We start from the raw sequence: 24,536 nt of genomic DNA on the forward strand, positions 1-24,536 counted from the left end.
TTCTCCGACCGATCCGCGCCAAAGGGCGTGGATGCCGCCGGGATCTCCCAGCTTCCGTGAGGAATGTTTCCGACCGTGCGTGTGGTCCTAGACTCCGTGGGGGTCACGTCGGACTCGCCATTGACGTTCGTCATGACTATTGCCTTCCCCTTGTCAGGACAAGGTCGGCCACCACAAAATGATGTTTTCGGAGCTCAATACACAGCCCGGTCTTTCCTCTGTGAACGCTTCGCCATGCCAGTTGCCTGGCACAACGCATCACTCGAGGCCAAGGCGATTGGCTAGATCTTACCTTGTACGAAACTCGCATTCGCTACGCTCCTCCGGCTTCTGCTGGCGCACCCTGACCCCTTTGATTTGCCTTAGAAGAAGCGGGCACTGCTGTAGTCTTAGAAAAAGCGATTACTTTGGGTCCCGCAGCCGCGGCATCGGGACCGGCAGGTTTGATCGCAATTGGTGCAACCATTGCTGCGTGGCCGTTTTATTATGTAAATTATTACTATATTTCAGGCCCACTCTTTGGCCCGGACAATTCGCCAACTGAACCCTGGTCCAGGCCACCGAGATCCGGAGACGATTGGACAGACGAAGGTTCTTCAAGCGGCGGGGGTGACTTTGGCGATCCCCCAGAGCCGAGTCCGTTGCCATCTCGGGCGGGTATCATTTGCAATACTCCAAGCCCCAAGCTCGCGACAGATGGTGCAGGTGCAAGAAAAGGAGGGCGAAACAGGCGTCCAACAAAGCCGCAGCATCCAGATGTACCAAACTACCCAAAACGTACACGCTCCAAACCAATGACTTCAGCTACTAAGCCTGGGGAATATGTATATGTTCAAGACGCAAATGGTATTGTACACGCAGTACCGCAAGCCGCGCATGCACATCCGACTGTGCTTGGCGAAGGGGCGCCTGCTGCTGCTGCTGGCGAAATTATCATTGATGCGAACGGCGTCGTTATTGAGATCAACAACCTCAGTGGAACATTTCAACACGACGGCAGTGTGCTGAAGGGGGTCAAAGAAGCTCTTGAGCTGCAAGGACTAAAAGTGGCTCCAGGTGCGATTAGGCCATTTCAAAATTGAAAAGCATATTATGAGAGTATTTGTAAAGATCGAGAACGGCAGTGAATTTGTGGGCATCGAACTTGATGCTATTGAACTGCTCGAGTTGAAGTTTGAGTGTGAGTTCACTTGTGAGCCAAGACTTAAGAGTTCCAATGGCGAGATGTACGCCATTGGCTTGATTCGGGTTCTTTGTCTCGATGGTATGCGAATTGCTCGCCGAAAGCTGTCGATGCAAGGGGGACTTCGAATTGACATATCGGGGATCGCCGGAGTGCTAGAAAAAAGCAACGAAGTAGGCGTTTGTCACGTTACCGGCCTAGCAATTGCTAAAGCATTGGGAAAGAACGAATTATCCCTAGTCGCTGCGATTCCAGATTGGGCTGTTGCAAAGACGTGACAATTTATCGGAATGTAGTGACAATAGGACTGTCCTGGTTGAGGAAATCAAAGGGAGGAAATCAAAGGGGTCAGGACTCAATGATTTCTGTCTTGGCAGGAAACTATCTTCTCTTGCATGCCACGACCACCACGAGCCGATGAAGCCGGCGGATCGTATCATGCCTTGAATCGAGGCAACGGACGGCGGGAGAGTTTCCATAAATCCGTGGCATTGCCGCATTTGAGCGAGTTCTTGCGGAAGGGTTGGCTTCTTATGATGTCACGCTCTTTTGTTTCCAATTGATGCCAAATCATGACATTTGGTATTGCGCCCGAACTCTGACGGTGAGCTAAGTCGGTTCAGGCAGGATCATGGGGGCGCAGGATCATTATCGGATGACTTGAAAATCAAACCCTGGATGCTTCTGCTGGTCGTTCAAATGTTTTGGGCGCGATTGCGAAGCAGAAGGGGAAGTCATGGCTCGCCTGTCTCGTGCGGAGGTCTTTGCGCCGGATGAGATCGCGATCGTACATGTCATGAATCGCGTGGTGCGGCGATGTTTCCTGCTGGGAACCGACTCGGTGACCGGCAAGAACTATGACCACCGCAAAGCATGGATCGAGCAGCTTCTCCAGCAGTTCGCGGCGCAATTTGGAATCGACCTTTTGGACTTTGCGATTCTGTCGAATCACTTTCCTCTGATTCTGCGTTCGCGTCCCGATGTCGTGGCGACGTGGGACGATACGGAAGTCGCTCGGCGCTGGCTGATGCTCTGCCCGGTGCGGAAAGATCGCGAGGGTCTCCTCGAAGAACCGAACGAGGCGGAACTGGGGAAATTAAAAGGTGTCAGGGAAATTAAAAGGTGTCAGGAACCTTTTCGTGTGAATATACACTTTATTCGTCAGGTACACGGCGAATTCAGAGGACGTTGGGAATTCAGAATTCCTACTTTCAGAGAATTTGAGGCAGCGCGACTTGCGGCGCCGTGCGAACGTCGAAATGCCAAATCAACTGCTGAAATCAGACCGATCCGCGTTTGCGAAGGGCAGATCGCTGGTTACCAGCAATCACCCTTCGATCCAGAAATGAGTGGATCGCAACGAATGGAAAAGTGTAGCGGCCTTCGGTTCCGTTGTTGATCAATCTGGCAGCGGTGCCTCCGCAGGCATACCGCGGCGCATTCTCTTCCAAACGTTTGGAAACAACAGTCGAATTGGTCTGGGAGGAAATCTCATAGTCGCTATCGTGCAAGGAATGAAGTTGCTTCCTGTGCTTGTGCGAGTGCTGACTGATGGCTCATGGAAATTCTCTTCGCCGTGACGAGGGCGCGATGCGGAATGGCTCCGCGACCTCCGAAGACTCCAACGCTCGTGCTGCGAGCCGTCTGGGGCGTGCCTGCAAGAGACTCAGCGATGTCCCTGGTAAGCCGCTGGAGTGGATCTGGGAGGGGCTTATTCCTCGCGGAAAACTGACACTCATCACCGGCGAACCGGGGATCGGGAAAAGCCTGTTCGCTCTGCAAGTCGTATCAATGGTGACTCGCGGCGGACGTGATCCCTTCCGTTCCGCGGGCGTCAACGGTGACGAGGCCGTTCGCAGCTCCGAAGCCCAAAGAACGAATCCAGGTGACGTCCTGATATTCTCCGCGGATGATGACCCGGCGGATACCCTCCGGCCTCGACTGGAAGCGGCAGACGCGGATCTGACACGGGTCATCCTCTTGTCTCCGGAACTGTCGATGGAAGACGAAGCAAGAGCGGACGGGCGGGACATCGCAGGGGATGCCCCGCTCACGCGCCTGGAAACGGTGATGGAGAGTCTTGCGGAAGAGGGGGTTACGCCACAGCTCATTGTCCTCGACCCGATCGATGCCTTTCTGAATCCGATTCGCCGACGCAGTGACCGCGCAATGGTGGTGGCCCGACTGGTGGCACTGGCCGCTCGGTCTGGCGCGGCGATCATCGTGATTGCCAATTCCACATCGTCCCGGATTGGCCGGGCGGGTTACCGGCAAAACACGATCGGCAATCAAGAACTGGCGAACTCCGCTCGAGCCGTGCTGATGGTAGCGCAGGATCTGGAGAATGATCACCGAAGACTCGTGCTGCCGGTCAAACTGAATCTGGGGGCGAATCGGCCGGGTCTGGCGTTTGTGATCGAAGGGAATGCCGTGACATGGAACGGGGATCCGATTGCGCTGACCGGAGATGAATACGTCACTCAGGCAAACGAACGACTGAAAAGCCCCCTGGTTCGAGAAGAGTGCAGCGAGCTCGATCGCGTGACACACTTTCTAAAACACCAACTCAGCGAAGGCTATAAGCCCTCGGTTGAGGTGCGGATGGCCGCCGCGGAGAATTACATTGCCTACTCCACGCTGCGTCGGGCGTTTCGCAGACTGGGCTGTCGAACTACCAAGTTGGGTGCCGGCGCCTGGTATTGGTGGCTGCCCGGAGTGGAATGCGGTTCCCATTCGCAGACATCCGATACGAGCTAGCCATCGATCAAAATGCTGCGACGTCACTGTCTGGCAGCCTGTTGAAGTAACGGGGACTGGCTCCGACCAGATTAAAAACCGCCATGACCTCGTGAATGCCGAGGTGCCTGTCCCCCTTACTTCAACAGGCTGCCAGACAGTCATCCGGTAAGACGTTTCCTCAGGAACATCTCACCACACCATGTCACGAAACCGATTTCACTCCGCATCGATCGCCATAACGGACCGCAGTCCTGATCCGGAACCAAAATCAACATCTTCGAAGTCGTTCCATCGCTGTTTGAACCATTAAAAAGAGGAAGATGCTCAATATGCCCATTGCCAGCGGATCTGCCAGGCGTCCACGAGATCTAGAAAAGCGACCATGAATTCTAATTGCGCCATTGCGATCCGACACCGTGGCCAATTCGACATCGCGGCAATCGGCACGGCGGAATTGTGATGAAATTGCGACGTCGACAATTGCTCAGACAGAGCGCCGATCGTGTCACTCGTTTTTCCAGCCAGAGACCTCGCAAGAGACGGAGACCGTTTGAAACCACTGAACGCACGGCTCCAACTGTCGCTGAGCGGCAGAAATTGCCGATGCCTGCGAGTGTCCGCAAAGACGGCACTGTCGTTCAATCCGGCATTCGAGACAAGATCGTCAAAACCGTCAGAGTTTCACTCATCTGCCAGCGCGTCAAAAACCGAATAACGAGGAGAAGTGTTCATTTCGTCATCGTCCGCGCATTCAGAGCGGTCGGCGATCGGGTGAAACGATCAACTTCTTCGTAGTGACATTCGGCTGGAAATGCGGATCACCGATCCTGCTGGAGAGAGACGTCCATGCAACGCCTGAAACTTGGTCTCCTGTGCCTCTCGTGGATTTGCTTAGCCGGCGCTGTCTCCGCGCAAACGGCGGTGGACCCGACGGGTGTTAGTGGCATCGCCTCAACGAGCGGTACCGCAACCGTGCAACAAGATGTAAGCGGGGGAGGGGTTCTAAATGGAACCTACTTCGATATCCGCCACGTCATTGGTGACGGAGTCGGTTATCAAAACAGTTACAGCCAGATTGGCGCGTTTACGCCGTTCTGGTTTGAGGAAGACACGATCATCGCGCCCAACGCGCGGTTGATCGTGACCAACAGCACTCAGACAGGCGTGAATGCCGGTTTGGTTGCTAGGCGTTACGTCAACGGCCTGGATCGCCTGTTCGGCGTCTACGGCTACTACGACAACGATCAGGACTCACGTAACTTTCGTTACGAACAGTTCACGATCGGTGCGGAAACCCTGGGCACCTGGTGGGATCTGCGAGCCAACGGCTACATCGTCGGTGGCAACAATGATCACTTCATCAACCAGTTGGGGGTCAGCGGTAACCCCTACTATGTCGGCAACAATATCGACTTCCTCGGCAAGCAGCTTCGCGATCAGGCGATGGGCGGGGCTGACATCGAAGCGGGGATCCCTCTAACTCCTGCCACTCCATGGCTGCGAGGATACTCGGGTGCCTACGGATATCGCGTCGGCAGTGGCACGACAATCGGGTATCGCGGACGCATCGAAGCCACCGTCAGCAACGACCTGACGCTGGGTGTGGTTGTCTCGCAGGATTCGATCTACGGAACGAACGTCAACGGAACCATCGACTTCAAGTTCTCGGGTTACCAGCCAACACGGTACTTCCCAAACATGTCGACACGTCAGCGGATGCTGAACTCGGTCCAGCGAAACTGGCGTATCGCGACTCGCACCTACGTTCAAGATGTGAACGTCGCGGCGATCAATCCTGAAACGAACAAGCCCTATTTCGTCGCACACGTTGACAACAGCAACCCCAACCCCGGCGATGGGACCATCGAGAACCCCTACCACAACCTGACGTCGGCACCTCAAGCCGACATCATTCTGGTTCACCTGGGCAACGCGACAACAGCCGCCAATTCGGTGACGGGTTCGGCCGTGTTGACCAACAACCAGCGACTGCTGGGTGATGGTGTGCTTTCCACCGTCAATCTGTTCGCACACTACGGAAACGAAACGATCAGCGGAATCTTCAACCTGCCCGGGACCAGCAACAGCGGCAACTTTGCCTATGTCAAAAACCCCGCCGGCAACGCAGTCACGCTGGCAAATTACAACGAAGTCGCCGGTTTGAATCTGATCGGTTCTTCGGGAAGTGCCATCACGAACACGGCATCGGGTTCGCACAACTTCAACCTGCATGACCTGGAAATCGCCAACAACGGCGGCAAGGGCATTGGCCTGACCAGCGCGTCAGGTATCGGAATTATCAGCAACATCAATACGGGCACGACGAACCACGCCAATCCGCTTGGCTTGGGCAACAATACCGGTGGCGGGATCGTGATGAGCACGGGCGGTCCCGGGCTCAATCTGGCTCTCCAGAACGTCTTCATGAATGCGAATCCTGTGGGATCGCAGGCCGTGGGTGTTTCGTTGGCAGCCAACCTTGGCTCACTGAACGTGAACATGAACAACGTCTTCACGAATGGAAACACCACCGGTATCTTCTTGAGCGAAAGCAGCCAACTGCTGACCGCGAACATGAATCTCGTTCGCTCCAACAACAACGCTGGAGTCGGTGTGAAGGTTCAAGGCACCGGCGGCGAGATCACCATCAACGCGAACAACATCGCGGCAATGAACAACGGGCTGGACAACCTGCAGCTCGGCACCAAGGCGGCCCCCATCGTCACCTCGACCGTCAAGGTCGCTCTGAACGACGCGAACTTCAACGGCAGCACCAGCGGGTCGGGGATCGTGTTGAGTCAATCGGGTGGCACGGGAGCTCTCTATCTGCCTGGCACCAGCTCAGTCGGAAACGCCGTGGATGGCCTAGGTATCTATGGTTCGAACAACTCCGTTCAGAATGTGTCTGTCATCAACGGTCAGTTCATGGGCAACGGTCAAGATGCCTTCCATGTGGAAGGGGTCAGTGGTGCGTTGGTCAATCTGTTTGTCGACCCGACGAACGCGTCGGGCAGCGGACGCGACGGTCTGTTCTACTCAATGGGAACCGACTCGACCCTCAATGCCACGTTCCTCAACAATTCGCTCGACAACAGCAACCGCAGTGCGGTCTATGGAGTGCTGGCGAATGGCGCCACGGCGAACCTGTATTTCGACGGGACGACCGGTTCTCGCTCAGGTGCAGACGGATTCTATCTTGACGCCACAAACGGTTCGACGGCCACCATCAACGTCCTTCACGGGACATTCGCGGGCAGCAATCGCCTGGGCGGTGGTGGAAGCGCGATCAACATCAACTCGGACCGTTCGACGATTGGCCTGTTGACCAATATGACCCAGGCCAACAACTTCTTGCCAGGTGCCGCAACGATCGGCAACCAGGAATACGGTCTAAAGCTCAATCTCCAGAACTCCAGCGTGTTCTCTGGCGCCATTCAGAACGGCAATCTGTCCGACAACGTCGTGAATGCGATCAATGTGACTGTCGCCAATACGTCCGATGCCGTCCTCAGCATCTACAACACGCCAAGTGTTCGTAGTGGAGGCGACGGATTTGTCGCCAACGTGACTGACAATTCCACACTGACCACCAACTTCCGTCTGAGCGACCTGAACAACAGCGGACTCAACGGGGTGAAGCTCAATGTCGCGAACAACAGTCGAATCGACACGACCTTCGATGCCAGCAACATCAATAACAGTGGCGCTGACGGTATTAATGCGACGGTGACTGGTACGAACTCTGTCGCCACAGTGACGCTGACGAATGGTAGCACCGTCAACAACAGTGGCGGGAACGGTTTGAATTTCAATGTCGACGCCGGCATGTTGAATGTCACCGCTCAGTCTTCGTCCTTCAGCAACAGCGGCCTGAACGGTGTGCTCGGAACGGTCACCAATACCGGTCTCGCGGGGCTTGATTTCTCGAATACCGCAGTCAATAGCAACGGCGACAACGGTGTGTTCGTCACGGCTAACAACGGCGGCATCATCCAGGCCACGTTCGGAATTCAGTCGATTTCGAACAACGGCTTGAACACCAATGGAGACGGTATTCGCCTCGATCTCGATGGTTCGGCCGCAATCGGCAATCTGATGAGCTTCTTGCAAGTCATCAACGGTGCCTCGGTCAGCGGCAACGGAAATGACGGGATCTCGATCCTCGCCCAGAACGGAACGGACTTCCGGGGAATCTTCGGCACAAATTTGGCCACGACTCCCGTTCCAACCAGCCGAGTCTCCATTCTCAACAACGGAGCGGCCTCGCCAATCCTCGGTCAGAATCGAGCCGGTGTCGACGTTATCGCCTCGAACTCCAACGTGCGACTCGACTTTGCAGGTGTGACGATCGGCAACACATCCGCGGGTGGAACACAGCAGGTTGGATTCATCTCTGACGCCAACACGACCGCCAATCTCACGACAAACTTCACGAGTACCGACCTGACCAACAACGCGGCCAACGCGATCAACTCCAACGTTGATTCGGGTTCCATCATGAATATGTCGCTTGTCACCACGACCGGCAACAACAGCGGCAACACCGGCGCCGTGTTTAACGTCACAGGCGGCAGCACCTTGAACGTTGACAGCTTCCGAGTCGACTCCGGCGGGTCGATGGTCAGTGGAGGATCAAGCTTCTCGAACAATGGTGGCGGCGGTTTGCTGGTCAGTACCGACGGGACCGGAAGTGTCTCGACCTTCATGCTCGACCAGATTCAACTGAACAACAACGGTGGCAGCTTCGGTGGCCAGGGCCTGTTGTCATTCGTCACGGGCGGAGCCAAATTCAACGCGTTGATCCGGGATGCCTCGTCGCTCTCGAACAATGCGAATCAGGGTCTCCAAGTCATCGCCGACGGTGCCGGGACGCTCGTCAGCATGCATGTCGAGGAATCGGACGTCAACAACAACGGCAGTGAAGGTCTGTTGATCTCGGCTTCAAACCAGGCGGAAGTCAACTATCGCTCGGTCAACACCAACTACAACGGAAATGGCTTCAACGGTGGCCTGAGCGGAGTCAGTCTCACGGCCGTTGACAATTCAACCCTCCGAACGCTGTTCAATGGAGGCAACGCCAATGGGAATGCCGGAAATGGCTTCACACTTGATGCTCAGACAGGGTCGATCATGACCACGTCGCTCAATGCGACGTCAGCATCGAACAACGGCGGCTATGGCCTGAGTGCCTCGGCAACGGGTGCCGCAACACAATTCAACTTGATCATGACCGGCGCGAACACCTTCACGGGGAATGCGCAAGGGCCTCTCAGCCCCCTGGCATTCTCGAACATCGATCAGGCCGCGATCATCCTTTCGGGGACCTTCAATGGCAGCCCGACCGATGGAATCCGAGTTGACATGACCGATGTCAACAATGCCCTGGTTGCAGTGCTGCCAGGCGGCACGATCAACTCGAGTACACTGAACGGCATCAATGTCAACATGAAGAACGTCGGCACGGGTTCAGTTCTGGTTAATGGAGTCACATCCATCAACGGCAGTGGCCAGAACGGAATTCGGATCGCGATGGACAACGTCGCACAAGGTGCCATCGGAATTCAAGGTCCGATGACCATCAATAACAGTGGTGCCAATGCCATCGACATCCGGCTGACCAACGGAACGCAATTGGTCGACAACTTGACGTTCGGAACGGCAAATTTGAGCGTGCTGACGATGGCGAGCGACCTCGCTTCGCCGCTGAGTGCATTGCCGGCTCCAGTATCGCTCACATTCAACGACCTTGGCCTTGTTTCACCCGTCGCGTTGGGAATCAGTGGGGTCACCGCCAACACCAGCGGTGCGTCCGGGATCAACATCCTTGCCGATGGGTTGGGTGCTGCGTCATCCATTCAAACTCTCGCGATCAACAACAACGTGATCATTGGAGCGAGTGGCAACGTCGCCAATACGGGCGACGGAATTCACTTCGACTTGACGAAGACACCCGTCACGTCGCTGTTCTTGAACAGCAATCAAATCGGGGGTGCGAAGAACAATGGTGTGAACTTCGATTTGAACAAATCACCAATCGGCACGGTCAATATCGCCCACAACAATATCGGCCTGGTCAATTTCGCCAGTCAGGCAGTGGGCGACAACCTTCCAATCATCCTTTCAGGCTTCAACAGCAACACACTGCCAGCACAGGATGATGAACCTTCGGCCCTGGCTTCAATCGGATTCTCACCAAACTTCTTCGGCACAACGTATAGCGACCTCTGGGTCAACAACAATGGCAACGTGACGTTTAACGCGGCCTTGCCAGACTTCACACCGTTCAGCCTGCTGACGACCGCAACGCCGATGATCGCTCCATTCTTCGCCGACGTCGACACGCGGTCCGGAAACCCCGTCACCTACGGTACGGGAACAGTCGCAGGGCACGCCGCCTTCGGCGTCAACTGGCTGGGAGTTGAACATTACAACGGTGCCAACTCGGCACCACCGGTGAATACGTTCCAACTGGTCATGATCGACCGGTCGGATATCGCTCCGGGTGACTTCGATTTCGAATTCAATTACCAGAGTGTCCTTTGGGAATCCGGCCTGGCCAGCGGCGGCGACGCCAACGGTCTGGGTGGAAGCTCGGCTCGCGTCGGTTACTCAAACGGTACCAACACATCCCTTGAACTGGCAGGCTCGGCAGTCAACGGTGCCCTACTCGATGGTGGCCCCGCTGCGACATCACTGATCCAGAACAGTTTGAACAGTGCCCACAACGGTCGCTATGTGTTCTTCGTTCGTGATGGCTTGGTCAACGGGCCTTCGCCAAACGGTGGTGACGGAATCCGCTTGAATGCGACCAACGGTTCAGACATCACAACTCTGAATGTGGTCGGCAACGAAATTGCAAACGCAGGCAAGAACGGGATCGAGATCCTGCAATCGGCCTCGACCATTGGTTCAAGTGCCTCGCCGATCTCGTTCACTCAGAACAACATCCACAACAACGCGGGTGACGGGATTCGTCTGGTCAATCCCACAAACGGCGGGGCTTTGATCGCGGCCACATTCGATCGCAACACGATCTCGGCCAACACGGGTGCAGGGGTCAACTTGACGCTCGTCAACGGCGCTCAAGACCTGAACGCCAGCTTTACCTCAAACAACATCAGTGGCAACACCGGTGGAGCAGGGGTAAACATCCAACTTGCCGCCAATCACAGTATGACGGGTGGATTCGACACGAACACGATCAGCAGCAACGGAGCCCAAGGCGTTAACTTCGTGACTGGCGTCGATGGGAAAATCAACAGCGACTTTACCAATAACGTGATCAACGGAAACGGTTCTGACGGAATTAAGATTTCACTTGCCACAGGGGCACAATACACAGGCTCATCGTTCTACGGCAACACGATTGGAACCGTGGCCTCTCGTAACGGAGGAATGGGCATTAACCTTGACGCTCAGAACTCGAATTCTGCAGACGCGACGGCCTACCTCTTGAATCTGGGTGATGCGACAAAGGCCGCAAACCTGATCACTGGCAACACTGGCGCAGGCGTGGGAATCACGAGCACCGGTCAGACGATTGGTACGTTGAATATCGCAAACACAACGATTAGCAATACGACCGCTGGTGCGGGCATCAACTTCACCGGTGAAGGCCTGCGAGTCAATCAATCAGGGACCTCCACTCTGACAGGCAGCATCTCGAACTCGACCTTCACAAACAACGCAGCAGACGGTGCGATGTTCAATGTGACGGGCAACGATGTCGGACTGTTCGCCTCTCTGAACAATTTCACCATCGATCAAAGCACATTCAGCTCGAATGCGGGCAACGGATTAGAGTTCTTCCGCACTGCGGACGGTGAAATCAACAATGTGACAATCGCAAACAGCGTCTTCAACACCAATACGCAAAACGGTCTGGTAGTTCGTGCCGCCAACAAGTTCAATGGCCAAACGGATACGTATACCATCACCAACAACGACATGTCATCGAACACGGGTAACGGTGTCTTCTATGACGAACGAGCCGATGCTCGTATTCGGGCTGACATGACGCTGAACACAATTAACAACAACGGAGGGAACGGTATCCAACTCGTCGAGCAAGTGAATACTGCATCTGACCTTCGACGGCTGTCCGGAACTTGGACCCAAAACATCATCACGGGCAACACAGGCAACGGTATCGCAATCAACGGTGCAACGCTCAACCTGATGATCGGGGATCTCAACAACTACAGTGACGGGAACGTGATCTCCAACAACAAGCTGAATGGTGTTGAAGTGACGGGTGCCGGATCACTCTCAATCGGCAGCAACATGATCCAAGGAAACGGAACACTCGCAAACCTCGGAACTGCGAGCGAGAACGCGGGTATCATGTTGAATGTCGCACCCGTCAGTAACATTACCGTATCGCACAACGTTGTGTCAGATAACTTCGGTGATGGACTCCAATACGGAATCCGCACCGCGTTTGATGGAGGCCACGGCACACTCTCAATTGAGAACAGCAACTTTATCACCAACAACTCAGGTCGCGGGATTGACATCATCAACCGTGCCAGTAACGACGTCGACATCAACATTGATCACAACTTCGTGTCTGCCAATAAGCTCGAAGGGATTTACATTGTCAACACCTCGTCGGCTGACCAGAATCAGTTCTCATCGAGTACGACGGCCCTGCTTGCTGACGGCAACAGTTTGTCCGATCCTAGAATGCGACTCCGCATTGCCAACGGAAACCAGATCATTGGAAACGGACTTAACAGTGGCTTGAGCGGCACGGGTCTCGTGATCCGTGTAGGAACGAGTGATGGTTCGAATTCTTACACGGACAATGGAGGATTCGCCACCACTGGAGCAGACCTTACGCAGGATTCCAGTTGGGCGACCTTCCTGACCACCGTGTCCATGACTCGTGGCGGGATCGGAGCTCAAATTGACTCGAACACGCTCGGTGGAAACTTTGGTAACGACGTCTTGTTCCACTCGTTCGTCTCCACGACGACTCCTCTCGCAACCACGCAGGGAACATGGACCGACACCGAGCAGACAATTACAGGCGTCTATCAAAGTGACCCACTTTCACGGTTCGATCTGTACTACCGAAACAACACGACCGATGTTGGGGCACTGGACAGTTGGGGTACTGACACAGGTGCCTACTCCGTCGCTCCTCCGAACCCGGCTTTGGCGGCCTTCTTCAACGATTCTGATGGCGTGTTCAAGTCGCGTTTGAATACCATCACGCCACTCACGAACGCAGGACCATTTACCACGGCAGATCGTATTCGCAACGCAACGCGGCAGGCCGCGTTCCCAGCGGGAACAGCTCCTAATGACGGTTCGAATACGCTGGGCTTCCTGTATCCAGGTATCGGGGCCAGCACATGGCGATTGGACAATACGAGCGATGCAGCGATCCAGGCCCAGGGCGGTTACTTCCTGAATTCTGGATTGCAACAAACCACCTATGATTGGGGTTCGTTCTGATCGCTGCCTGACCGGATAAGTTCAGTCTCGGCCATCACCGTCGGAAACATCCGACGGTGATGGCTTTTTTATTTCTGCCAATGAAACCACATTGCGGCCTGACCAGCCCTCAAGTCGGTGATCCGCTGTTCATGCTGATCTGCAAGGTGGCGCACATACAATTGCCGACATCCATCTCGCTTTGAGCCATAAGCGAGAAATCGCCCATCGGGTGAGGGCGACGGATGGTAGTGCTGCGTTCCCGATGCCGACGAGGTCAGTTGCTTGGGTTCGCCGTCCAAAGCCACTTCGAACAGTTCGACGTTCGATCCAACTTGGGCCGTGTAAAAAACGGACTTGCCGTCGATCGCCCAAATGGGGACATCGCTGCTGCCTCCGTGGAAATCCGGAACATCCAGCAACTCGATCACCCCTTTGTAACCGCCCCGATCGGCGAGCTTTTTCAACCCGGTGCCATCGGCCCTGACCACGCACGGATGGCAGTTGTAGTGCTCGCCAGAAACGAACAGCACCCATTCACTGTCGGCCGACCAGCTCGGAGCGAAACAAAATGGATGAACTTCGCCAGAACGCGCCCAAAAGGAAGCATCGAGCAACACACGAACCGACATATAGAAACCGGATCTCGGGCGTGAGCAATGGACGAGCAAGAATTGACAGCGAAGTCCGGAGCTTTGAAAGGTACAAAACTTAAATTCAACTGTTGTCCGTGGAATGCGCAGAAACTTGCAGTGGAAGACGATCCGTTCAGCACCAATTTCGAGACAGAACGGACCGTAAGATTTTCTGGCGAAACTTGAAAGAACCGTTTCCACATCAGCCTTGGGAATATGCTACACTTTTTGATCGTTTTTCAAATCAAACAAAAAACCCCACTTGATTCGCTCAAAAATACTGCGTATCCTCCTTCGCAACTTGAAATCACTCGCCAAGGCTGAACTAAATTCCGCAATTGAGTGCGGTTTTGCATTCCCCGATAGAGATACAATGGTACAAATTGTTCCTAGAGGATCGCCTTCTGCCTAAGAAAACCTAATATACAAGTAGCCAATCGGATTCTGAATACACTGCGTGTGAATGCGTCAATTTCTTGGTATAGCTCGTTAAGAAGTCCGTTCTGCGAAATACGGTTTCGATCTCCATCACGTACATGATGTGGCTTGGTCCACCCATCATTGTCGTGCGTTTTGCTTGTCGCTCTTACGTTGCCTCCCCGTCAAAAGAAAGGTGTTGCTATGGTGTCGCCCCTACGTTGCTTGCGCAATTGTGGCATTCTGTTTTTGATTGGCGGCTATTTGGCGCTTACGTCTGCCTATATTTTTGCGGCTTGCGGCTCCATCTGCAATTACGGATGTGGAGGGGATTCGTGCCTATCGCAGTCCTGGATTAGGCCCCGTGCCTATTTGTCCTTCCCGGATCCCGCCTACGGACCGGTCTGTAACCAGTCAACGGCAATTTCGACGCATCTGGTTGGAACAACGACGCAGACCTGCCTTTCGCAGGAGAACAGCTCGATGCTAGATTGCGTTCCTCAAAGCACCTACTCCGTTTGCGGCTACGGATACTATTACTCAGGGACGGGTTGTACACAGCTAATCTGCACGGAAACGTGGACAGCGCAAGGTTGCAGCAGCGGCGGAGCAACCTCTGGGGGTGGATCTGGCCCTGCTGGCTGCGGAGAGTAGCCTCTTCGCAAACTGTGTTTCCCTGATTGTAAACTACAAGGCATTGCTAATGCTTCAATTGCAGGTGTTTGTTTCAATAGCCTGTTGGGCAACAATTTTTTGCGGTTTGCCCCTGCTTCAATGTCGTGCCGACGACAATGCTACCGAGGTACTGTTGGCGGCTCGGCAGCATTGGGTTTCGTCATTGGGCTTCAAATCAACCTATGTCTACAGAGAGGGGATCACGGCGACTTACGCCGCTGCTCTTGGAGACACTCCATTTGACGAGATAAAGACGACCGGGAATGGTGTTTTCCACAAGAAGGGAGGACTCATTCGGCGCTCAATCGCCTTCGAAGGCGGCCCTTTCACTGATAATGAGAAGACGCTCGACCAGAATGGCCGAAGCAACACAGACTCGAAGCCTATTTCCACCAGGCCTGGCCAGAAACAGCCAGAGCGGATTCGCATTCGCAACACGCCATTGGATGAAGTGAGTAACGGGAATTTGTTCGTTGTCTACCATCAGAAATGGAAAGAGAATTTCTTCGACACCGCTCTCTTTACCAATCGAATTGACATTGAAGCGATTGCCGAAGGCCATGGCTGCACACCCGGGGAAATGCTCATTTCTCCTATTAACCCCATGGGCGGCTGCTCGAATGGCATGCCGGGCGAGCTAAGTGCTGCGAGTGGCCCAATCAATTATCAGACCCTTCATCAAGACGATGGCCGCATCATCGTGACGGCGGAATTACACACGACGATGGCAAACGTGAATGTCGGTGAGTTCTACAGAGCCGAATGGGACATGGAATCAGCTTGCCCGACACTGAAAAGAGTCGTCTATAAGTTCGAAGGGGGAGGAAGGACTCACACCTCGGAATGTTTGTTGTCCGATTTTCGCAGTTGCGGAGAGAACTCGATTCCCGCCAGCGTCCGGATAATCTTCACCCAACCTGACTCGCCAATTTTAGTCCGGGAATGGTATTCAGAAGATCTTGGAAGTGAAGAGCCAGTTGACGACGATTTCGTGATCCAAATTCCCGAGACAACCCGAATCATGGGTCTCAAAAATCCAGAACCTGAGGGCACCATTCGTCACCTCGACCTCTCCTCAACTGCAATTGACTCCGTGATTCTGGCTGGACGACACGAGAAGGTCGCCGAATTGGCAAGACCAACGCTCAAACGAATCCCTGATGTCGACAGCACATCGGGGCGTTTGCTGATTCTCGTTAATGTCGGCATTGCCGCTCTCGTGATCATCATTTTGTTTCGGCGACGAGTGTCACAATAGGAAAACTCGGCGGTCAGTTCTTTCGCTAAAATGGGACAATCTATGGCTTGGAAAAGCGTGTGTTCTTTCGCATTCGGTAAGAACCCTTTTTCGACAATGCTGTTAATTGGCCTGCTTCTATTTTCACTCAGCTCCATCGCCGCAATCGTGATACTTGACACATCGGATGAGCTGCGTGACCAATCCGAATTCATCGTTGCCCACATCGATCCGACTGCGGATTTACTTTCGCACAGATTCATCGTGAAGAACTCAACGTCCCGCCCAATGTCCTTACAGCGGATGTGGATGAGTTGTACGTGCCTCGACCACAGCCTGCCGCAACTGCTGGAAATTCCCGCCCGTGGCGAGGCCTCTCTGACGATGCAGGTCAGGACATCACATCTCAGCGAACCTACTGAGAATCGTTGGTCGGCAATCTACGAATTGGAGGCCCCCAATAAGCGATCAATCACGTTCGCCCTCACGGCAAGAATGATTCCGAGGATTTCTCTGGACATTCAAACGCTGCCGAATGGCAGAGTTCTGGCCTTTCAATCCAGCGATTACAGTATCACGATTCCGACGGTCTATCGTATTCCTTCCAAAGAAGTGCGAGAAGTCCCCCAAATCTCCTGCAACGGACGTGACGATGTCGTTTGTAGGAGCACTTGGGAAGAGTGGGCCATGACCAACGATGGCGAAGAAATTCATGGCGTTATCAAGATCGACTCAGGATTCTCGTCGACGCTATCGGCTAATATCATGCCCGAGCCAAAAGCGATCACGATCTCGCTCAAGTACGGACAGTCCTCCGAAGCCTTGTTTCCAATTCGCATTCATGCCGACACGGGACTGGAACTACGGCCGCAGTCGCTTTTTTTCAATGCACAACGTTCCGGCGAGATCAAACACCGCTTGGTGCTCGACAGCAAAACTCCAATTCAGATTTTGGGAGTGTCTCTAGAGAGCGATTCGTTGGAGATCGAAGGTGCGGAACTTGAGCAAACAAAATCCGCACACGAATTCATGGTCGTGTTAAAAAAAGGCCACACTTCAAAACCTGAGACTTCGTCGAATCCTCAGAAAACATTGATCAAGATCCAGACGGACCACTCAATATGTAAAGAACTCACATTGCCCGTTTACATCCGTTGGGCAATTAACAAAGAACAACCCGCGTCGGCAGACACCAACGAGTGATCGCATTTTTCATAATAATTACCGCATTGAGTTTCATTGTTAAATGTTTTTCGGAGCATTTGACACAGCTTCCAGCCGCATCATTCGTCGCACCGAACCAAGACCATCCCTGATGGAAATCTTTTGACAACCGTCTCGCCTACTGGAAGTTTTCCTGTTGTCACACCGTTTTGAAGTCTATTTGAGAAGTAATCCGCGCTGTAAAGAATCAACTTAGCTGGAACCTTTTCTGGATCACTCTCCTGCGGCGCGACGGCGACTCGTTTATGATGCGACCAAAGCACATCCGCCAATGTGGTCTTCCGTATCATGAACTCAACTTCTGCGGATGGAGCGTTGAGTTGGATCCAATCGATCGCGTCCTGGAGACCTTGCCCCCAATCAACACTGCTACCAAGAAGATGCTCGTGTCCATGACGTTGGCCACCGACAAATTCGTTAAAGTAGCTCAAATGATTAGGATAGACAAGCATGGCGCTCACGACCGACTGGACCAGCGCGGTGAGCACAACAATCGTCTTCAGATGCCATCCGCGGATATATTCTCCACATTGAGCGATGAAAATAAGCACGAAACCCAGCATCGGAAACACGTATCGCAGATGGATGCTGAACGCCGACTGAGAACTGACAAGAATCATCAGCACAAGTGCCGGGGCCAGCAACACGATCTCATCGCGCAAAGGTACCGGACGATTTACCTGAAATAATCGGACTGCGACAACGAACGCTAGTAGCCCCCATGTCCCACATGGGGATTTCACCATCAAACCGTAGAGATAGTAATACCACCATCCGCGGTCGTTCCATTCACCGCGAAGATACGACGGGTGCGTATATTGTTCAAAGTCTTTCTTCTGGCTGTCAATCCCCAAGATGAACTGTTTTGGAAGTGGAACGATCATCTCACCTAGACAAGTGCCACGAAATCGATTTCCGGCCGCATCAGGACTCCCATTGCCCTTAAGAGATGCGCTGACAAACTCAAAATCTTTCAGCGCGACGCCAGTGCCGTCAAACAGATAGCAAAGATTGATTAAGTAGATTCCCGAGAACAAAATACAGATCAATTGCATCAACGGAGGCCCCAAAGTCTTTTTTGAGCCCGAGCAAGGGTGATACGGTTGTTCAAGACGCAAACCTGACTCAATTACGACAATACGTTCGGTTGGCTCGGGTGTTCCTGGTGAATTCGAATCCGGTAGTTGGGGAGCACCGGAAGCAATCGATCGAGCTGGATCGAGCTTTCTCCACACGGCCCACAATGTTGGCCAAAGGACGAAAAGAATCAGCCAACTCGTCTTGGTAAGTTCGGCGGCTCCCAACGCCATTCCAGCAAATAGAGTTTGTCGCCAGGTTGGTTGGCGGAGCCATTGCCAAAAGGTGTACCCTGCGACCACACCTAACGCGATGCATGCGGCATCCGGTGTGATCAATGCTCCATGCGCGAGAAGATTCGGATCGAAAATATAGAGAACAAGCGCAATGAGACCTGCATTGGGATGATAGAGCTCACGTGCCCATCGATAGGCAAAGTAGGCCCCAATCAAACTGAATGGGATACACACGAGGCGCGCGGAAACAATTAAAGGGATCACGGCAACGCCGTTCGCCGCAATGAAGTCTTCGCCCATTGGAAATTCTGTTCGCGCGCCCGGGATCTCAAAAAAACTGCTCCAGTCGGAGAGATACCCCAATGCCTGCACGGGTAATGCGGCGGTCATCCGTACCAATGGAGGATTCACGTTGTAAGGCTCAAAACGATAAAACTCCCAATGAGCCAGTCCGCTGACAAGAAATGCCGATTCGAGATATGTTGGGCTGAAGCGACTCGCGGAATAGCCCAATAGACCTGCGTGCACAAGCAGCAAGCCCAGCACCGTGAATGGAATACGACAGGCCGTTGGACGGCGCAAGCGATTATTTGGTTGGATATGCATTGAACCGCATGATAGCGTTTCCAGAGTATCAAAAGAACAATTCGTTAACGAACTCTTGGTCAGAGTTCATGGCGAATTCTCCGCGGTGTGGTCCGCCAGTTGGAACAAGGATTGAGTTTTGACAATCGCACTATGTTCCGGGAATGTGTGAAAGGCGTAGACGAGCAGACTCCCGCGGCCGATTTCTGTGCGGATGACACTCAGCGGACCGGGAAGGAAGCGGTTCACGGGGGGTAACCGCGCGGACAGATCCGCACAACGGCAATCCTGTTCCAACTCTTCGTTCATGCGCAGGAAAATGTCGAGATGAAGCGTCTCGACCTGACAACTCATGTCATACTGCAGTCCCGCGTCAAGTTCGACCGACTCCGTGCGACAACCGCGCAGGCGATAGTCCACAATCCGTCGACGCTGAGGCAGAGATGTCCGGTGATCCACCAGGACTTCGGTCAGTGAGCCGGCGACCGTCCGCAGCAGCAACACGTGTCCCGAGGCACACAATCGGATCTCGAGCTTCATTTGCGAACTGGCCACGGTCAATCCGCGGTGATGCTCGAACAATTCGGGATGAAGTGCACGATCAAAAGTGCGAATCACGAGATCCGAAACGTTGGGACGGATAAGTTGAACGGCCATGACTGCCCTCACGAATTGGGTTCACAAGAGGCATTGTAGAAGGCAGTATGAACTGAACGCCATTCCACTCCGGCCGCGTTCGACTTGCCACCAGGATTTTGCGGATTCGCGGTTGACGATTCGTCGGAACAATGGCAGACCCAATAAAGAGCAGCAGACTTGATCTTGAGAAGGTTTCAGAAATGCAATCGGGGCATCCGCGTTGACGGATGCCCCGATTGTGATTCCGTCAGATGCCGTGTCATTCGCCTACGCGTCGGACCTGGCAACTCAAGCCCCTGCTGATCGCTTACGCAACAGCGGCTTGCATTTCTGCCTGACCGCATCGATGACAGAAGTCACCAAAAGATTCTCCGTTCACCCGATTCGCCTTGTAGTGCCGCAATGCGACGGCGATCGTCGAGGCCACCTCGGCCTGGGGAACCGAGTCCTTGTAGATGTAGGCCAGACGAGTTCCCTGTGCGTTGCCACCCAGGTAGATCGTGTATTTCCCCAGTGCGCCACCGACACCTGCCTGCTTGCCGACAAGGCCAATATCAGGTGTATATGGCCGAGCACACCCGTTCGGACAGCCAGTCATGTGCACCGCGATACGATCATGATGGATGCCCAGTTTGGCCATCTCAACTTCCAGTTCATCAATGATGCCTGGCAGAGCTCGCTCGGACTCGGTAATCGACAAGCCACACGTTGGAAACGCGGGACAGGCGATCGAATAACGACGCAGCAAGGTCAATTCATGATCCTGCTTGATTCCGTGTTCGACCAGAAGCTGAATGATATCCGCTTTGTCCTTGGGATCGATGTCGCACAGAATGACCGACTGCAGGGCCGTCAGGCGGGTTTGCATTCCGTACTTTTTCAGAATCGCTCGTAGACCGGTTTTGATTTTGAGCGAACCTTCATCCTTGATGCGACCGCATTCAATGTTGATGCCCAGGAACAGCTTTCCATCACCTTGTTCATGCCAGCCGATATGGTCGTCGACGTCAGTCACATCGACATCACGTGGGCCGGGCAAGATCTGGCCGTAGTATTCGTCGACCTTCGCCTTGAACGACTCTAGCCCCATCCGATGGATGGTGTACTTGAGTCGAGCGAGTTTGCGGTCTTCGCGGTTACCGAAATCGCGTTGAACCTTCACGATTGCCTCGGCAACTTTCACGACCTGATCTGGAGTGACAAACGCCAATTTCTGTGCGATGGCGACGAACGTCTTTTCCGCACTCGGGGTTTTCCCCTGTCCGCCACCGACGAGGACGTTGTAACCGACGATCTGGTCGTTCTCGACGACCGCCAGAAAACCCAGGTCCTGGGTGTAAATATCGATGCAATTGTCTTCTGGAAGTGCAATCGCCGTCTTGAACTTACGAGGCAAATACACCGTTCCGTAGATCGGCTCATCGACCGGCTTGAACTCGGCGACGTTTGTTTTTTCGCCCGCGTCGTCGGTCAGCCAGATTTCGTGGTACGCCGTCGTCCTGGGTTTCAAGTGCTCGGCAATCGCATCGGCCATCGCCTGCATTTGATCGTGAACCCGATTGTTCTTGATCGGGGCAGGGCAGCACATCACATTTCGCTCGACATCACCGCACGCCGCCAGCGTCGTCAGCAGCGTATCATTAATCTTCTTGACGGCCTGTTTCAGGTTGTTCTTGATAACACCATGCAGTTGGAATCCCTGACGCGTGGTCACCCGAAGTGTCCCGTTACCATGCTCGTCACAGATCTCAAGATGATCGAGGAATTGCTTCGCCGAGACTTTTCCACCGGGAATGCGCGTCCGCACCATGAAGATGTACGACTTACCCTTCGCCGTGCCGTCGGGATTCTTCGCCTTGCGGGTATCGCGATCATCCTGCTGGTAGATGCCGTGATTCTTGATCAGATGTTCGGAATCTTTATTGAATTCACGGTCATGCTGCAGTTCCTCGGCGAGGGTTCCCCGCAACTGGTGGCTGCCTTCTTTCAATTCTTCGATATGGCTTCGTTTTACCGCGTCAGACATAACAGCCCGCTCCAACTCAACTCGTTTGCTTGATTCATGAAACGTCGGCAACCCGACGTGAATTTCACGGTTCCCCGGATGGATTTCCGCGAAGTATACAGGCGCTGGAAAATTTGACCAAGTCGTCCTCAATTGCCAGCGAATCCACTCCGAAATCCAGCGTGTCTCGTGCATGACACGCGTCAATCGTCACGACCGGGCGGCCCGGCTCACCTCGACGATCCTCGCGGACTTCGACAGGTTGCCTGACATGGCTCGGCCAGAACATGACCTGTCAAACACTTATTGTTCGAGACAACCGCTGACAAGGGAAGGTTCGGAAGCAGTTTGTCATCGCAAGTCTTTTTGCACGAGTCCTTTTCATTCGAGCGTGACGGAATTCCCACGCGTTGGAAACGGAAGGTGTCTCGCTTGCCGAAATCGGGACGGATGACGCGTCGCGATGCAGCGCGCGATCGAAATTGAAACCGTTTTTCGACGTTCCTTCTGTTTTGTCGAGCCATTCGTAAAATACGCCAACTTCTTCGCGATCGAAACGGCGTGTCAAAAGTTGTGCCCACGCCGAGGCGTCACCACCAGGCACAGGAGCGAGCAAAGTCCATGGGCGAACAGTACATCTTCACGATGGAGGATCTCCGCAAGTTTCACGGTAAGAACGAGGTGCTCAAGGGCATCTACCTGTCGTTCTACCCGGGTGCGAAGATCGGTGTGCTCGGTCCGAACGGTGCCGGAAAGTCGACCCTGCTGCGGATCATGGCGGGACAAGACAAAGACTTTATGGGTACCGCGAAGCTGACCCCCGGCTTCGACTGCATCTACGTGCCTCAAGAACCGGTCCTTGACCCTGAACACACGGTCATGGATGAACTGAATGAAGCCGTGAAGTCCAAACGCGCCATCCTGGCGCGGTACGACGAAATCAATGCGCTGTTCGCCGAAGAGATGACGCCCGAGGCGATGGAAAAACTGATCGACGAACAAGGTCACGTCCAGGAACAGATCGACGCCCAGAATCTGTGGGAGCTGGATCGCGAACTGGAAATCGCGGCCGACGCTATGCGCCTGCCCCCCCTCGAAACCAAAATCGGACCGCTGTCCGGTGGTGAAAAACGCCGTGTCGCGCTCTGCAAGGCCCTGCTGCAACATCCTGACATGCTGCTGCTGGACGAACCGACCAACCACCTGGACGCCGAGTCGGTCGCGTGGCTCGAACGGCACCTGCACGACTACAAGGGAACGGTCGTCGCGGTGACGCACGATCGGTACTTCCTGGACAAAAGCTGTGAATGGATCCTGGAACTCGACCAGGGGCGTGGAATCCCCTGGCACGGGAACTACACCACGTGGCTGGAACAGAAAACCGAACGACTGCGGAAGGAAGAAAAAGCCGCTTCGGCGCGCGACAAGACATTGCAACGCGAGCTCGAATGGGTCCGGATGTCGCCCAAAGCTCGTCAGGCCAAGAGCAAGGCCCGGCTGGAAGCCTACGAAAAGCTGGTGGCAGAAGAGCAGGAATCACGAGACGAAAGCATCGAACTGCGAATTCCGCCCGGTCCACGACTGGGTGAACAAGTCGTGGTATTCGACAAGGTCTCGAAGAGTTTCGGCGACCGCATGTTGATCAGCGATCTGTCGTTCTCGCTGCCCCCCGCGGGGATCGTCGGCGTCATCGGCCCGAACGGGGCAGGGAAGACCACGTTGTTCAAGATGATCACCGGCGAAGAACAACCCGATTCTGGGAAGATCACGATCGGAAAAACGGTCAAAATCGCCTATGGAGAACAGAACCGGACATCGCTGGATGGTGAAAAGACCGTCTACGACAACATCTCGGGCGGTGCCGATTTTCTGAACTACGGCAACGTGCGGATCAACACCCGCGCATACTGCGGCAAGTTCAACTTCAAGGGGTCTGACCAGCAAAAACAGGTGAAATACCTGTCGGGGGGGGAACGAAACCGCCTGCTTCTTGCCAAGACGGTCACCGTCGGCGGCAATCTGCTACTGCTCGACGAACCCACCAACGACTTGGACATCGAAACCTTGCGTACGCTGGAAGACGGGATCGCCAGCTTCAGCGGTTGCGCCGTGGTCATTAGCCACGATCGCTGGTTCCTTGACCGTGTGGCTACACATATCCTGGCGTTCGAAGGCGACAGCGAAGTCTTCTTCCACGAGGGGAATTTCGAAACCTACGAAATCCTGAAGAAACAACGTCTGGGTGCCGAGGCCGATCAACCGCATCGGATCAAGTACCGTAAGCTCGTGAAGTAAGCCGTCCAGTGGTTGCTGGGTATCCGCTCTTGCTCAGACGTTGGAGCAAGAGCGGATCTCGCACCGCAGTTTGAGGCCGACTCAGCAACATGGCTCGCGGTTCAGAACTGGTCCGTTCGTATCACAATTTGTGGAAATCGCCGCCCCG

At 54.2% G+C, this 24,536-nt stretch carries 12 protein-coding genes; 8 read left to right on the forward strand and 4 right to left on the reverse strand.

Features of this window, described 5'->3' with window-relative positions; genetic code table 11:
• Positions 1 to 794 precede the first annotated feature (794 nt).
• From OSO_RS0129650 to OSO_RS45710, 5 genes are all read left to right on the forward strand, one after another.
• Positions 795 to 1,082 (forward strand): hypothetical protein, encoded by a 288-nt coding sequence (locus OSO_RS0129650; protein WP_029247622.1) that lies wholly within the window; start codon positions 795 to 797, stop codon positions 1,080 to 1,082.
• A gap of 10 nt (positions 1,083 to 1,092) precedes the next feature.
• Positions 1,093 to 1,461 carry a hypothetical protein gene (locus tag OSO_RS0129655; protein ID WP_010586585.1) on the forward strand — a complete coding sequence of 123 codons (369 nt, stop codon included), beginning with the start codon at positions 1,093 to 1,095 and terminating at the stop codon, positions 1,459 to 1,461.
• Between the two features lie 458 nt (positions 1,462 to 1,919).
• Complete coding sequence (locus OSO_RS51645) at positions 1,920 to 2,582, forward strand: hypothetical protein (RefSeq protein WP_010586586.1); 663 nt, start codon at positions 1,920 to 1,922, stop codon at positions 2,580 to 2,582.
• Between the two features lie 191 nt (positions 2,583 to 2,773).
• The gene (locus OSO_RS0129665) at positions 2,774 to 3,940 is read left to right on the forward strand and encodes an AAA family ATPase (protein ID WP_157605522.1); all 1,167 of its coding nucleotides are present in this window, start codon (positions 2,774 to 2,776) and stop codon (positions 3,938 to 3,940) included.
• Positions 3,941 to 4,768: 828 nt separating this feature from the next.
• On the forward strand, positions 4,769 to 13,384 hold the full coding sequence (locus OSO_RS45710) for a beta strand repeat-containing protein (protein WP_010586589.1): 8,616 nt from the start codon (positions 4,769 to 4,771) through the stop codon (positions 13,382 to 13,384).
• Positions 13,385 to 13,452: 68 nt separating this feature from the next.
• On the opposite strand, the gene OSO_RS0129680 is transcribed toward OSO_RS45710, so the two are convergent.
• On the reverse strand, positions 13,453 to 13,896 hold the full coding sequence (locus tag OSO_RS0129680; RefSeq protein WP_162130570.1) for a TolB family protein: 444 nt from the start codon (positions 13,894 to 13,896) through the stop codon (positions 13,453 to 13,455).
• A 1,141-nt stretch (positions 13,897 to 15,037) separates the two neighbouring features.
• Between OSO_RS0129680 and OSO_RS0129695 the strand changes: the two genes are divergently transcribed.
• Positions 15,038 to 16,348 (forward strand): hypothetical protein, encoded by a 1,311-nt coding sequence (locus OSO_RS0129695; RefSeq protein ID WP_010586591.1) that lies wholly within the window; start codon positions 15,038 to 15,040, stop codon positions 16,346 to 16,348.
• Positions 16,349 to 16,636: 288 nt separating this feature from the next.
• Positions 16,637 to 17,530 (forward strand): hypothetical protein, encoded by an 894-nt coding sequence (locus tag OSO_RS0129700; RefSeq protein ID WP_157605523.1) that lies wholly within the window; start codon positions 16,637 to 16,639, stop codon positions 17,528 to 17,530.
• An 80-nt stretch (positions 17,531 to 17,610) separates the two neighbouring features.
• Here OSO_RS0129700 and OSO_RS0129705 read toward each other — a convergent pair whose 3' ends face one another.
• The 3 genes from OSO_RS0129705 to OSO_RS0129715 all read right to left on the reverse strand — a co-directional run bounded on the left by OSO_RS0129705 (position 17,611) and on the right by OSO_RS0129715 (position 22,114).
• Complete coding sequence (locus tag OSO_RS0129705) at positions 17,611 to 19,470, reverse strand: ArnT family glycosyltransferase (protein ID WP_010586593.1); 1,860 nt, start codon at positions 19,468 to 19,470, stop codon at positions 17,611 to 17,613.
• Between the two features lie 66 nt (positions 19,471 to 19,536).
• A complete protein-coding gene (locus tag OSO_RS0129710; RefSeq protein WP_010586594.1) occupies positions 19,537 to 20,106 on the reverse strand; it encodes a DUF2617 family protein in 570 nt (189 codons plus the stop codon).
• Positions 20,107 to 20,395: 289 nt separating this feature from the next.
• Complete coding sequence (locus OSO_RS0129715) at positions 20,396 to 22,114, reverse strand: NADPH-dependent assimilatory sulfite reductase hemoprotein subunit (protein WP_010586595.1); 1,719 nt, start codon at positions 22,112 to 22,114, stop codon at positions 20,396 to 20,398.
• A gap of 600 nt (positions 22,115 to 22,714) precedes the next feature.
• On the opposite strand from OSO_RS0129715, the gene ettA reads away from it, so the two are divergent.
• A complete protein-coding gene (ettA, locus tag OSO_RS0129725) occupies positions 22,715 to 24,388 on the forward strand; it encodes an energy-dependent translational throttle protein EttA (protein WP_010586598.1) in 1,674 nt (557 codons plus the stop codon).
• Positions 24,389 to 24,536 lie beyond the last annotated feature (148 nt).

Source organism: Schlesneria paludicola DSM 18645 (assembly GCF_000255655.1).
GTDB classification, from domain to species: domain Bacteria; phylum Planctomycetota; class Planctomycetia; order Planctomycetales; family Planctomycetaceae; genus Schlesneria; species Schlesneria paludicola.